The 12,686-nt window shown below is 70.1% G+C and carries 16 protein-coding genes; 4 read left to right on the top strand and 12 right to left on the bottom strand.

Features of this window, described 5'->3' with window-relative positions:
* Positions 1-116: 116 nt before the first annotated feature.
* Positions 117-680, bottom strand: a complete 564-nt coding sequence (locus tag JIG36_RS44255) for an NADPH-dependent FMN reductase (RefSeq protein ID WP_203382892.1) — start codon at positions 678-680, stop codon at positions 117-119.
* Positions 681-780: 100 nt separating this feature from the next.
* Here JIG36_RS44255 and JIG36_RS44250 point away from each other — a divergent pair, with 100 nt between their 5' ends.
* Entirely contained in the window at positions 781-1,269 is a 489-nt protein-coding gene (locus tag JIG36_RS44250) for a MarR family winged helix-turn-helix transcriptional regulator (protein ID WP_203382891.1), read from the top strand.
* On the opposite strand, the gene JIG36_RS44245 is transcribed toward JIG36_RS44250, so the two are convergent.
* A complete protein-coding gene (locus tag JIG36_RS44245; protein WP_203382890.1) occupies positions 1,262-1,849 on the bottom strand; it encodes a TetR/AcrR family transcriptional regulator in 588 nt (195 codons plus the stop codon). The genes JIG36_RS44250 and JIG36_RS44245 overlap by 8 nt on opposite strands.
* A 72-nt stretch (positions 1,850-1,921) precedes the next feature.
* On the opposite strand from JIG36_RS44245, the gene JIG36_RS44240 reads away from it, so the two are divergent.
* The 3 genes from JIG36_RS44240 to JIG36_RS44230 all read left to right on the top strand — a co-directional run bounded on the left by JIG36_RS44240 (position 1,922) and on the right by JIG36_RS44230 (position 3,683).
* Complete coding sequence (locus JIG36_RS44240) at positions 1,922-2,374, top strand: GNAT family N-acetyltransferase (protein ID WP_203382889.1); 453 nt, start codon at positions 1,922-1,924, stop codon at positions 2,372-2,374.
* A 267-nt stretch (positions 2,375-2,641) separates the two neighbouring features.
* Positions 2,642-3,073, top strand: a complete 432-nt coding sequence (locus JIG36_RS44235) for a GNAT family N-acetyltransferase (protein WP_203382888.1) — start codon at positions 2,642-2,644, stop codon at positions 3,071-3,073.
* Positions 3,074-3,146: 73 nt separating this feature from the next.
* Positions 3,147-3,683, top strand: coding sequence for a DUF6886 family protein (locus JIG36_RS44230; protein WP_203382887.1), 537 nt, complete (start codon positions 3,147-3,149; stop codon positions 3,681-3,683).
* A 100-nt stretch (positions 3,684-3,783) separates the two neighbouring features.
* Here the strand turns inward: JIG36_RS44230 and JIG36_RS44225 are convergent, their stop codons facing one another.
* The 10 genes from JIG36_RS44225 to JIG36_RS44180 all read right to left on the bottom strand — a co-directional run bounded on the left by JIG36_RS44225 (position 3,784) and on the right by JIG36_RS44180 (position 12,676).
* Complete coding sequence (locus tag JIG36_RS44225) at positions 3,784-4,383, bottom strand: TetR/AcrR family transcriptional regulator (protein WP_203382886.1); 600 nt, start codon at positions 4,381-4,383, stop codon at positions 3,784-3,786.
* Positions 4,380-5,582 carry an acyl-CoA dehydrogenase family protein gene (locus JIG36_RS44220; protein WP_203382885.1) on the bottom strand — a complete coding sequence of 401 codons (1,203 nt, stop codon included), beginning with the start codon at positions 5,580-5,582 and terminating at the stop codon, positions 4,380-4,382. Before JIG36_RS44220 ends, JIG36_RS44225 begins: the two co-directional genes overlap by 4 nt.
* Complete coding sequence (locus JIG36_RS44215; protein WP_203382884.1) at positions 5,582-6,574, bottom strand: phosphotransferase family protein; 993 nt, start codon at positions 6,572-6,574, stop codon at positions 5,582-5,584. Before JIG36_RS44215 ends, JIG36_RS44220 begins: the two co-directional genes overlap by 1 nt.
* Entirely contained in the window at positions 6,571-7,347 is a 777-nt protein-coding gene (locus JIG36_RS44210; RefSeq protein ID WP_203382883.1) for an SDR family oxidoreductase, read from the bottom strand. The genes JIG36_RS44215 and JIG36_RS44210 overlap by 4 nt, the downstream gene beginning before the upstream one ends.
* On the bottom strand, positions 7,344-8,087 hold the full coding sequence (locus JIG36_RS44205; protein ID WP_203382882.1) for an SDR family oxidoreductase: 744 nt from the start codon (positions 8,085-8,087) through the stop codon (positions 7,344-7,346). Before JIG36_RS44205 ends, JIG36_RS44210 begins: the two co-directional genes overlap by 4 nt.
* 49 nt (positions 8,088-8,136) lie before the next feature.
* Positions 8,137-9,399, bottom strand: a complete 1,263-nt coding sequence (locus tag JIG36_RS44200; RefSeq protein ID WP_203382881.1) for an ABC transporter substrate-binding protein — start codon at positions 9,397-9,399, stop codon at positions 8,137-8,139.
* The gene (locus tag JIG36_RS44195) at positions 9,399-10,289 is read right to left on the bottom strand and encodes a branched-chain amino acid ABC transporter permease (protein WP_438870801.1); all 891 of its coding nucleotides are present in this window, start codon (positions 10,287-10,289) and stop codon (positions 9,399-9,401) included. Before JIG36_RS44195 ends, JIG36_RS44200 begins: the two co-directional genes overlap by 1 nt.
* A gap of 110 nt (positions 10,290-10,399) precedes the next feature.
* Complete coding sequence (locus JIG36_RS44190) at positions 10,400-11,278, bottom strand: branched-chain amino acid ABC transporter permease (RefSeq protein ID WP_203382879.1); 879 nt, start codon at positions 11,276-11,278, stop codon at positions 10,400-10,402.
* A 1-nt stretch (position 11,279) separates the two neighbouring features.
* Positions 11,280-11,984, bottom strand: a complete 705-nt coding sequence (locus JIG36_RS44185) for an ABC transporter ATP-binding protein (protein ID WP_203382878.1) — start codon at positions 11,982-11,984, stop codon at positions 11,280-11,282.
* On the bottom strand, positions 11,981-12,676 hold the full coding sequence (locus JIG36_RS44180) for an ABC transporter ATP-binding protein (RefSeq protein WP_203382877.1): 696 nt from the start codon (positions 12,674-12,676) through the stop codon (positions 11,981-11,983). The genes JIG36_RS44185 and JIG36_RS44180 overlap by 4 nt, the downstream gene beginning before the upstream one ends.
* Positions 12,677-12,686: the final 10 nt, after the last annotated feature.

The raw sequence follows: 12,686 nt of genomic DNA, 5'->3' as shown, positions 1-12,686 counted from the left end.
GAGTCACTAGTTGTCTGGTTTTGCACCACAGCATTGTGCGCCGCGGCCCCCGGGATGCAAGCATCACCGAGGGCCGTTTGTGCATTACGCCCTTTTCGAGCGGTCTTGCGTTACCTTCAGGCGGTCTTACGGACGGTCTCGAGGGCCTTGCTCCACGTGACGGTCTGGTCCAGAACCGCGTGCAGAGCCTGCTCCTGACGCTCGCTCGGCAGGAACGTGCTGTAGTTCTCGAAGTCGGTCGCGAGCGACAGCAGGACCTGGGCGCGCACGTCGGCCAGCATGAGCTCGCCGGCGATCAGGCGCAGGTGCTCGACGGCGCGGGCGCCACCGACCGAGCCGTAGCCGACGAAGCCGGCGGCCTTGTTGTTCCACTCCTTGAAGAGGAAGTCGATCGCGTTCTTCAGGGCGCCCGAGGTGGAGTGGTTGTACTCCGGGGTGACGAAGACGAAGCCGTCGAACGAGTCGATCTTCTTGGCCCACTCGATGGTGTGCGGCTGGCTGTACTGCCCCATCGACGGCGGGATCGCCTCGTCGAGGTGGGGGAGGTTGTAGTCGAGGAGGTCGACCAGCTCGAACTCGGCGTCGGTGCGCTTGGCGGCCACGTCGTAGACCCACTTGGCCACGGCCTCGCCGTTGCGGCCCGGGCGGGTGCTGCCGAGGATGATTCCGATCTTGGTCATCTGTATGTCCCTTGCGTGAGTTGCGGCGCTGGTGTGTCCTCGCGCTCTAACTTGCTTCGTCAAGCAACTATTCCTGCATGGTCGGCCTACGATCAACGTCATGTCCGCCACATCACCCGATCCGGCCCTCCCGCCGGGTCTCACCGCGCTCTCCTCCAGCGAAGAGGCGGTCATGCGGGCGTTCGGCCGGATCCTGCTCGTTCTGCCCCGGGCGATGAACGCCGACCTCGAGACCGAGCAACGCATGTCGCTGAGCGAATACAGCGTGCTGCGCCATCTGTCGGAGTCGCCGCACCGCCGGATGCGGATGAGCGAACTGGCCCAGGCCTGCGACATGTCGCTGAGCGGCATGACCCGACTGGCCGCGAAGCTGGAGTCGTCCGGCTATGTGCAGCGGGTCAAGTGTCACGAGGACGCCCGCGGCTGGAACGCCGTGCTGACCGACCAGGGCCTGGCCCGCCTGCGCGAGGCATGGCCGGCCCACCTGGTCAGCGTGCGCCGGCACATCTTCGATCACCTCGGCGGGCTCGACCTCGATGAACTGGCCGCGGTCCTCAACAAGATCGCTGGAGACGCGGACTTCAGATGAGCCCGTACGCCTCCAGGGCCGTGTCGAGCATGCGTTCCTGATCCGCGGCCGGATAGCCGGCGGGGTCGGCGGCGGCGAAGGCGGCCGCCCCCTCGGCCATCGTGATCAGGGCCAGCGCCACCGACCTGGTCCGGGCCTGGGGCCACCCCGGCGCGGCGCTCGCGACCAGCCGCTCGACCCGCTCCCGCCACGAGCGGTTGTTGCGCCGGTGCATCGCGATGAGCTCGTCGTCGGAGACCGCGGCGGCCAGGAAGCCCATCCAGACCACGCTCTCGGTGGCGGTCTCGGCGTCGGTCGCGAGGCCTTGGCGCAGAACCGCCCGCAGCGCCTCCTTCGGCGTCGCGGCCGTGGCCTCGAGCCGTTCGACGCGCTGCCGGGTCTTCTCGTGCAGCAGTTCGCGGGCGTGCAGCAGCAGCGCGCGCCGGTTGGGGAAACGGTGCATGACCAGGCCCGTCGTGCATCCGGCGGCCGCGGCCACCGCGCGTACGGTCAATTTCTCGAGCCCCTGATGCGCCAGCACCTCCCACACGGCTCGCGACAGCGCCTCTCCCTGAGCCGGCCGATCCGCCGTCCGTGACATGGCTCGCACCCCCTTTCGGCCACCGTAACAGGTGTTACCGTAACGCTCGTTACGAGACTGGGAGGTCGCCGCATGATCACCGTTGAGGAGCGCCCGTGGGACGACCCCGCCGGCACCGCCCTGCGCCGGGCCCAGCGGGCCGAACTCGACGTCCGCTACGGCTCCGATGACCACGAGCCGGGCCCGCTGCCGTCGGCCGCCGACATCGACCTCTTCCTGGTCGCGATCGCCCCCGGCGGCGAGCCCCTGGGGTGCGGAGCGTTGCGCCGCCTGGACGCCACCAGCGCCGAGATCAAGCGCATGTACGTCATCCCGGCCGCCCGCGGCAACGGCACCGCCACCACGATCCTGCGCGCCCTGGAGGCGGCCGCCCTCACGCGAGGCTGGACCACCATGCGCCTCGAGACCGGCACCGCCCAGCCCGACGCGATCCGTTTCTACGAGCGGGAGGGCTACCAGCCGATCCCCCTGTACGGCGTGTACGTCGGTTCCGAGATCTCGCTCTGTTACGAACGCACCCTCTGACCGCCGCCGGGCCAGGCCGCAGCCCCTCGTGATCGGCCGGACCGACCCCTGATGTCGGGCAATGGGGTGAGGCGGACCGGGAGTGCGACCGCGCGGCCGGATCGGCGAATCAGGATGTGGGCGGATCCTGAGGAGGCCGACGTGGTCGGATGGTTGCTGGTCGCGGGCATCATCGCCGCGTTCGGCGGCGTCTTCTGGATCGGCGAACGGCTGATCGGCCCCGACGGACGCGAGGACATCGAGCAGATGTGATGCTTCACTTCAGGGATGTACCGGCTCGTGGAGGCCACGGCGGCGGACGTCGAGTTTCTGACCGGGGTCGTGATCGAGGCGACCCGGGCGCAGGGGCGGCTGCCGGCCGGCTTCGACGAGACGGACTTCCGGGCCGGGTTCGCCGAGTGGACGGTGGGGCTGATCGGCTCCGGGACGCTGCATGTCATCGAGGTGGACGGGCGGCGGGCCGGGCGGCTGCGGGTGGTCCGGACGCCCGAGCAGGTGGAGCTCGCGGGCATTCAGCTGCTGCCCCACGAGCAGTCGCGCGGGCTCGGAACCCAGATCATCACGGACCTGATGCGGGACGCCGGGCGGCCGGTGGTTCTCTCCGTGGAGAAGGACAACCCACGGGCGCAGGCGCTCTATCGGCGGCTCGGCTTCGTGGTCACCGGCGAGACCGAGGACGAGCTCCGCATGCGGGCGTGAAGCGGGCGTACACGCGGCCGGCGAAGCGGAAACGGTGGTGCGGACCCGGTCCGGATGACGGTAGAACCGGGGGATGCGTCCCGAGGCTGGCGAAGTTCTGCACTTCAGTGAAGACCCGACCATCGACCGGTTCGTTCCGCACGTAGCGCCCACGTCGACCGAGAAGGAGGCGTACGTCTGGGCCGTCGGTCACGACCGGGCGCCGGACTACTGGTTTCCCCGGCAGTGCCCGCGGGCCATGGCCTGGGTGGCCGACGGCACGTCCGATGAGGACCGTGACCGCATCGTCGGGGCCGGCTGCGGGGTGCGCGTCCATGCCGTCGAGTACGGCTGGCTCGAGTCGATCCGGACGACCACGCTCTACGCCTACCGGCTGCCGGCCGACCGTTTCCGGCCGATCGGCGCCGGTTCGCACGCGATGGTCGCCACCGAGGTCGTCGAGCCGCTGGGGCCGGCCGTGCCGGTGGGTGACCTGCTCGCCCACCACGCCGCGGCCGGCATTCAGCTGCGTGTGCTCGACAACCTGTGGCCGTTCTGGGACGAGGTCGTGGAGAGCACGCTCGGCTTCAGCGGTATCCGTCTGCGGAACGCACGCCCGCGCCCTCGCTGATTTGTCTGCGAAATCACGGGCGACGACCTGTGGATATTCCGGTTTGTCCCCTCGGTGCGGCGTATTTTTTGGCCAGCCCCCTGGGTGCGGCGGGGTAGGACTAGTTGGTGCTGTCGGGCTGGGTCAGCAGGGCGGTAATTGTTCGGTTCAGGGTGGCTCGGGCGGCGTTGACCGACAAGTCCATGTTCTCCCGCCACGTCGACCACGTCGGCCACATGCTCACCGCGGTCAAGGCGTCCAACAGCTCGTCGTTGCCCTTCACCTCGGCGGCGAACAGCTCCGACAACTCGTCGCGCACCCGCTTGACGTGCATGCGCCGATAGCGCCGCAACGTCTCCGAGAACGGCTCCTTGATCGCTGCCGCCTTGGCCGTCGGGCCGATCTGTTCCAGCAGGCGCGCCCGTTGCCGGCAGAAGGCGTCGATGCGTTCGGTGAGCGGCAGGTCGGGGCGGATCGGCCGGTGGGCGGCGTCGCGCACCTCCAGCACCCGTTTGCCGCTCGCGGTGAACAGCGCCTCCATGTCGGCGAAGTGGCTCCACAACGCCCGCAGGGACACTCCGGCCGTCTTGGCGATGCGGTCGGCGGTCGGGCGCAGGTCACCCTCGCCGATCAGCTGCAGGTGGGCGTCGACGATCGCGTTGCGGGTGCGCTCGGACCGGGCCGTACGCCCGTCGACGCGCGGCTGGCCAGATGAGGTCACGAGGCTGCGCTCCGGTAGCGGTTCAACTCCCGCCGGGCCAGCGAGCGCTTGTGCACCTCGTCCGGGCCGTCGGCGAGACGCAGCGTACGCGCTCCGGCCCACAGCGCCGCGAGCGGTGTGTCCTGGCCCACTCCGGCGGCGCCGTGCGTCTGGATCGCCTTGTCGACGATCCACTCGACGGTCTGCGGAACGATGATCTTGATGGCCTGGATCTCGGTGTGAGCGCCCTTGTTGCCGACCGTGTCCATCAGCCAGGCCGCCTTGAGCACGAGCAGACGGGCCTGTTCGATGCGGACCCGCGACTCGGCGATCCACTCCTGCACCACGCCCTGCTCGGCCAGCGGCTTGCCGAACGGGGTGCGGCTCAGCGCCCGCGTGCACATGAGTTCGAGGGCCCGTTCCGCCATGCCGATCAGCCGCATGCAGTGGTGGATGCGTCCGGGTCCCAGTCGCGCCTGCGAGATGGCGAACCCGCCGCCCTCCGCCCCGATCAAGTTCGACCGCGGCACCCGTACGGCGTCGAACAGCACTTCCGCGTGCCCGCCGTGATCGCCGTCGGTGTAGCCGAACACCGTCATGCCGCGCTTGACCGTCACCCCGGGGGTGTCGCGGGGGACGAGCACCATGCTCTGCTGCACGTGCCGGGCGGCGTCGGGGTCGGTCTTGCCCATCACGATGAAGATTTTGCAGTTCGGGTTCATGGCGCCGGTGATGTAGAACTTGCGGCCGGTGATGACGTAGTCGTCGCCGTCGCGTTCGATGCGGGTGCCGATGTTCGTGGCGTCCGACGACGCGACCTGCGGCTCTGTCATCGCGAAGGCCGAGCGGATCGTGCCGTCGAGCAGCGGCTGCAGCCACTCGCGCTTCTGCTCGTCGCTGCCGAACTCGGCCAGCACCTCCATGTTTCCGGTGTCGGGCGCGGCGCAGTTGAGCGCGGCCGGGGCGATGGCGGGGCTGCGGCCGGTGATCTCGGCCAGCGGGGCGTACTGCAGGTTGGTCAGGCCGGCGCCGTGCTCGCCGGGCAGGAACAGGTTCCACAGACCGGCGCCGCGGGCCGCCGCCTTGAGTTCCTCCAGGATCGGCGGGGGCGACCAGTCGGGGCTGTGGAAGCCGGCCTCGGCCGGATAGACGTGCTCGTCCATGAAGGCGAGCAGCCGCTTGCGGTAGTCCTCGGTCGCGGCATCGAAACCGAAGTCCATCAGTGTCCCTCCAGCGCCTCGTGGCCACGCATGACCAGCGGGCCGACCATCGAGCCGATCGTCTCGAAGCCCTCGCCCACGGTCTGCCCCTGAACGTATCGGTAGTGCACACCCTCGAGAATCACGGCGAGCTTGAACGCGGCGAACGCGACGTACCAGTGCAGGTCGCTGACGTCCCGCCGGCTGCGCTCGGCGTAACGCCCGCCCAGTTCGGCCAGGCTCGGATGTCCGGGCACCCGCAGCGGCGTGGCCGGGCCGCCGCCGGCGCCCGCGTTGAGCGGCAGGTCGGCGTAGACGAACATCAGCGCGACGTCGCTCAGCGGGTCGCCCAGGGTCGACATCTCCCAGTCGAGCACGGCGTTGACCTGCAGCTCGTCGCCGATCAGCACGTTGTCGAGCCGGAAGTCGCCGTGCACCACCGTGCCGGGCCCGCCGGCCGGGATGTCGACCGCGAGGCGGGCGTGCAGCTCCTCGATGCCGGCCACCTCGCGGCTGCGGGACGCGTCGAGCTGCTTCTTCCACCGGCTGACCTGCCGCTGGTTGAAGCCTTCGGGGCGGCCGAAGTCGGCCAGGCCGATCGCCGCCGGGTCGAGCGAGTGCAGGTCGGCCAGCGTGTCCACGAGGGACAGCACGAGCCGTCGCATCGCCTCGGGGCCGAGCCCGCGCAGGTCGGCGATGTCGCGGTAGATCTTCCCGTCGACGTGCTCCATCAGATAGAACGGCGCCCCGATCACGTCGGTGTCGGTGCACAGCAGCACCGGGCGCGGCGCCGGGAACCCGGCCTTCGCGAGAGCTTCCAGGACGCGGTGCTCCCGTGCCATGTCGTGGGCGGTGGGCAGCACGTGCCCGAGCGGCGGACGGCGCAGCACCCAGCGCTGTTCACCGTCGGTCACCGCGTACGTCAAATTGGATCGTCCGCCGGCGAACATCCGGCCGGTCAGCTCGCCCGTCTTCAGGAACGACTGCAGGCGGGAGAGGTCGAGTCCCTTCATCGGACGCCGTCCTCGAAGGCCCGCTGCATCTTGTTCATGCCACCCAGCCAGCGGTCGGTTTCGGCCGCGCGCAGCTTGTAGAACTCGGCCACCTCGGGGTGCGGCAGGATCAGGAAACTGTCGCCCTCCAGAGCCTCGCCGACCTTGGCCGCGACCACGTCCGGCTCGAGCGCGCTCTCGGCCAGCAGGGCCGCGCTCGCACTGCCCCGGGCGCTGCCCCGGGTCAGCATGTCGGTGCGCACGCCCTGGGGGCACAACGCCTGCACGATCACGCCGCGGTGGTGATAGGTGGCGCGCAGCCATTCCGCGTACGACAGGGCGGCGTGCTTGGTGACCGCGTAGGGCGCGCTGCCGAGCAGGGTGAGCAGGCCGGCCGCGCTGACGGTCATGATCAGACGCTTCGGTTCGGTGCTGTCCAGCCACCGGGGGAGCAGCGCCCGGGTGACGTAGACGTGCGACATCACGTTGACGTTCCAGTCGCGGGTCCACACCTCGTCGGGGGTGCTCTCGTCACCGGCGGTGAGGGTCCCCGCGTTGGCGCAGAACAGGTCGATGCCGCCCAGTTCGGCCCAGGCGGTGTCGATCAGGCGGCGGGTGTCCTCCTCGTTCGCGGCGTCGCCGGGCACCGGCAGCCCGCCGATCTCGCTGGCCACCGCCTCGGCCGCGGCCGGGTCGACGTCGTTGACGATCACCTCGGCGCCCTCGGAGGCGAACCGGCGCGCGAGGGCGGCCCCGATCCCGCCGCCGGCGCCGGTGACCACGACCCGCTTCACTGCATCTTCCCGGTCAGCGTGACGCCACCGTCGATGACGAGGGTCTGCCCGGTGATCCAGGCGGCGTCGGGCGAGCTGAGGAACGCGACCGCGCCCGCGACGTCTTCCGGGACGCCCAGGCGGGCCAGTGGGTAGCCGGCCGAGACCTTCTCCTCGCGCCCCTCGAACAGGGCCGACGCGAACTTGGTCTTGACCACGGCCGGGGCGACCGCGTTGACCCGCACCTTGGGCGCCAGCTCGACGGCCAGTTCCTCGGTGAGATGGATCAGCGCGGCCTTGGTGACCCCGTAGAAGCCGATGCCGGGCGCGGGGCGGACACCCGAGACCGACGAGATGTTGACGATCGAGCCGCCCTCGGTCAGCCCGCCCCGCAGCGCCTCCTGCACCCAGCCCAGGGTGCCGACGACGTTGACCTCGAAGATCTTGCGGGCCGCACCCAGGTCGATCCCGGCCAGCGGGCCGTAGACCGGGTTGATGCCGATGTTGTTGACCAGCGCGGTGACCGGGCCGAACTGGCCGAGCACGGTGTCGACCACCGCGGCCCGGTGATCGGGGTCGTCGCCCTTGCCGGCCACCCCGATCGCGACCTCGGCGCCGCCCAGGTCCTTGGCGGCGGAGTCGAGCGCCGCCGCGTCCCGGCCGGTGATGCACACCTTGTATCCGTCGGCCACGAAGCGTTGCGCGATGGCGAATCCGATCCCCCTGCTGGCCCCGGTCACGATCGCCACTTGGTCCGCCATCGACGCTCCCTCGCTCGTTACTGATCAGTTCAGGTTCCCGCAGCCCACCTTATGCAGCGGGGATGCCGTTCGCTGGCGGGGCCACCGCCGCGGCCTCGACCGGCTCCACGGCGCCGTCGCCGTCGTCGGTGCGGTAGGCCTTTCCGAAGTACTTGGCCTGGCCCTTCTCGATGGTCGTCAGCTGCTCGCCGGAGTATCCGGAATGGTCGTCGGCCGAATAGCGCACCGGCACCAGACCGGGACCGGTGAAGCCGCCCTTCTCGACCGCCTCGACAATGCCGTCGCGGGTCAGGTCCTTGCCCGCCGACTGCAGGGCCTGGACGAAGAGATATGCGACGGACATGCCGTAGACGACGTTGTTGTCCAGCTCGGCGCCGGCGTTGTACTGCGTGTTGACCTTGGTGTAGAGCTGGATCCACGGGTTCGCGGTGTCGTTGGCCAGCGGCAGGTAGTTGGCCGCGACGACGCCCTCCAGCAGCGGCGCCGCGTCGCCCAGCGTCTTGGCCAGGGTGGTCGGGTCGGAGCCGACGTTGCTCACCACGAACTGCGGCTTGAACCCGAGCTTGGCGGCGGTGCCGATCGACAGCGCGGTGAATCCGGGCACGGTGGCCAGCATGACGACCTGGCAGGCGGCAGCCTTGAGCGCGCCGATCTGCGGCCCGACGTTCGGGTTGCTGGTCACGTACGACTGCTTGGCCGCGACCGGTCCGAGCACCTTCTCGATGCCGGCCAGGCTGTCCCGCCCGAAGTCGTCGTCCTGCCCGAGGAAGCAGACCTTCTTGCCCGCGTACGTCTCCTTGACGTGCGTGGCCAGGATCTTGCCCTCGACCGTGTAGTCGGGGTTGAAGCCGAACGTGCCCGGATATTTGTCGGGCTGGTTCCAGCTGCGGCTGCCGCTGGCCACGAACAGGTCGGGCACCCGGTTGGTCTTGAGGAAGTCGAGCACGCCGCTGTGGGTCGGGGTGCCGAGCCCGTTGAGGATCGCGAACACCTTGTCCTGCAGCACCAGCTGGCGCACGACCTGCTGGGTGTTGGCCGGGTTGTAGCCGTCGTCCATGATCTTGTAAGTGATCTTGCGGCCGTGCACGCCGCCGTTCGCGTTCACATAGTCGAAGTAGGCCTTGGTGGCCGGGGCGATCTTGGAATAGCCGGCGGCCGCGGGGCCGGTGAGCGGCATGTGGGTGCCGACGACGATCTCGGTGTCGGTCACGCCCGGGGTGTCGGCACTGCCGCTGCTGCCTCCGCCGCCCGAATCGCTGCAGCCGGCCGCGGCCAGCAGCACGGCGGCAAGGACGGTCGCTGTGCGTTTCATCAGTGGCCTTTCTTCTTGAAGGGGATGCGCAGGGACGCGAGCCCACCCGGCGCGGCGAGCATGACGACGACGAGGACGACGCCGAAGAACGTGAGCGCGAGGTTGCCCTCCAGACGCTGCGAGCCGGCCGCCTCACCGATCTCGTGGGCGACCGCGGGCAGCGCCACCAGCAGCACCGCGCCGATCAGGGCGCCCGAGAGCCGGCCCAGCCCGCCGATGACGATCGCCATCAGCAGGAACAGCGACAGGGTGAGCGGGAAGGCCCCGGGGGAGACGCTCTGGGCGATCACGGCGAACAGGGCGCCGGCCAGCCCCGCGCACGCGGCGGAGACCACAAAAGCCAGCACCTGCGTACGGGCGACACTGACGCCGGCGAGACGGGCTGCTGTCTCGTCGTCGCGGACCGCCCGCATGTCCCGCCCGAAGCGGCCGCGCGTGAGCAGGGCCAGCGCCAGCACCGTGAGCAACGCGCCACCCCAGCACACCCAGGCCTGCCACTGCTCGACCGTCATCGAATCGGGCGGCGGGTTCAGGATGACCGACAGGCCCTGGTCGCTGTTGAACGTCTCGTCGAACGTGCTGGTGATGCTCGGGACGACCACCGCCACGGCCAGGGTCAGGCCGGCCAGGTAAGGCCCCCGCAGACGCGCGGCGGCCAGACCGATGACGGCGCCGACGGCCGTGGTCACCACGATCGCGACCAGGATGCCGGGGAGCAGCAGGTTGAACTTGTTCTGCCAGAGCGCCAGCGTGTAGGCACCGGTCGCCATCAGGGCGCCGTGGCCGAGGGAGAGCTGCCCGTTGAGTCCGGTGAGGACGGTCAGGCCGGCGGTCACGCAGAGGTACGCCCCGACGGTCGCCAGCTGGTAGGTGCGGAACGGCGGGAGCATGTACGTCAGGGCGACCACGACCACGGCACCCGCGGCGATCACGAGGTACGGGTTGAGGCGTGCCTGCGCCTTGTGAGCGGCCCGGGTGCGCGTCCGATCCTGGAGGGCGGTCATGCGGTCCTCGCTTTCGATCGGGCGAACAGGCCGTCGGGGCGGCTCAGCAGGACGACCACGAGCAGGGCGAGGACGGCCATCGGGGCGACCGTGGCGCCGAGATAACCGCTGATGTAGGAGAGCAGCAGGCCGACGATCAGGCCGCCCAGGACGGCGCCGATCGGGCTGTCGAGACCGCCGAGCACGGCCGCGGTGAACGCCGAGATGAAGACGATGTCCATGGCCGTCGGGTGCAGGCCCAGTTCGGTGGGGATCACGAGCATCCCGGCCAGCGAGCCGACCGCCGCGGCCAGGGCCCAGCCCAGCGTGAGCATGCCGCCGACGGGGACGCCGAGCAGCCGCGACACGTCGGGCGCGAACGCCGCCGCCCGCATGCGCAGCCCGGTCGGCGTACGGGTGAAAAGAAGCGTGAGCAGGACGACCACCGCGCCCACGGCGCCGAACACGAACAGGTCGTAGCGGGACAGCAGGGCGACCCCGCCGATCTCGAACGCGTCGCGGCTGAACGGGGCGGCGGCCGGCCGGAACTCGTTGCCGTAGATCATCCCGAGCACGCCCTGGATGATCAGCACGAGCCCGAGCGCGACGACCACGCCGTTGAGCGGGGACGAATGGTCGACGAACCGCATCACCACCCGCTCGACGCCCGCGCCCAGCAGCAACCCGGCCACGACCGCGACCAGGAACCCGATCCAGTAGGAGCCGGTCGCGTCGGCCACCGAGTAGGCCACGTACGCGGTCGCGACCGCCATCGCCCCCTGCGCGAAGTTGACGATGCGGGCGGCCCGCCAGATCAGCACCAGGGCCAGCGCGAACGCGGCGTAGACGGCGCCCCGGCTCAGCCCGTCGAACGTGAGGAACAGGAATCGGTCCATGTCAGAACCCCAGGTAGGCGTGCCGGAGCTCGGCGTCGTCGACGAGCGTGGCGGCGTCGTGGCGGGTGACGATGCGGCCCAGCGACAGCACGATCCCCTGGTCGGCGACGGAGAGGGCGCTGCGCACGTTCTGCTCGACCAGGAGCACGGCCAGGCCCGTACGGTCGCGCAGGTCACGCAGCAACGCCATGATCTGGGCGGTGACCTTGGGCGCGAGGCCGAGCGACGGCTCGTCGAGCAGCAGCAGCCGGGGCTGGGCGGCCAGCGCGCGGCCGATCGCGAGCATCTGGCGTTCTCCGCCGGAGAGCTGGTGGCCCTCGTTCGTGCGGCGTTCGGCCAGGCGGGGGAACAGTTCGTAGATCGGTTCGAGCGACGGTTGCGGTTTGCGCCAGAGCCCGCCGAGCCGCAGGTTCTCCTCGACGGTCAGTTCCGTGACGACGCCGCGCCCCTCCGGGACGTGGGCGATGCCATGCCGTACGAGATGCTCGACCTTGATCTTTGTCAGGTCTCGGTCTTCGAGGCTGATCCGCCCCTTCTGGATGGGGAGCAGACCGGACAACGCCCGCAGCAGGGTCGACTTGCCGGCGCCGTTCGCTCCCAGCACGGCGACGATCTCTCCGGGCTGGACGGTGAGGCTCACGTCGTGCAGCACGGGTGCGGCGCCGTAGCCCGCGGTCAGCCCCTCGACCTCGAGGAGCGCGCTCATGCGGCGGTCCCCAGGTAGGCCTCGGCGACCTTCTCGTCGGTGCGGATCTCTCCCGGCGTGCCGAGGGCGATCGGCTTGCCGAAGTCGAGCACCAGGATCTCGTCGCAGACCGACATGACCAGTTCCATGTGGTGCTCGACCAGCAGGACGGTGCTCTCGGTGTCGCGGATCAGGTCGGCCAGCCAACGGATCTCGTCGGTGTCGAGGCCGCCGGCGGGTTCGTCGAGCATGAGGATGCGCGGCCGGGAAGCGAGGGCGCGCGCCAGTTCGACCCGCTTGCGTTTCGCGTACGGGAGTTCGCCCGGCCGTTTCCCCGCGTGCTCGGCCACCTCGCAGCGTTCGAGGGCCGCCCAGGCGGTCTTCTCGTTGCCGCCCACCTGCACGTTCTCGAGGACGGTCATGCCGTTGAACTGCCCGACCCCCTGCAGCGTGCGGGCGATGCCGTGCCGGGCGAGCTGATGGGGCCGCGCCCGGAACGGCCGGCCGTCGAGCGTCATGGCTCCCGACTGCGGCGTCACGAACCCGCAGATGACGTTGAAGAGGGTGGTCTTGCCGGCGCCGTTGGGGCCGATGACCCCGACCACGCGTCCCGGCCCGGCTCGCAGCGAGACGTCGTCGAGGGCGAGAAGCCCGCCGAAACGAACGGTGATGTGGTGGAGAACCAGACCTGGATCAGCTTTTTCCGTCGACATGGTCACCTCG

This window comes from Paractinoplanes ovalisporus (assembly GCF_016834655.1).
Classification (GTDB): Bacteria; Actinomycetota; Actinomycetes; order Mycobacteriales; family Micromonosporaceae; genus Actinoplanes; species Actinoplanes ovalisporus.
The sequence above is the reverse complement of the archived record's forward strand: the minus strand, read 5'-3'. Positions and strand labels throughout refer to the sequence as shown.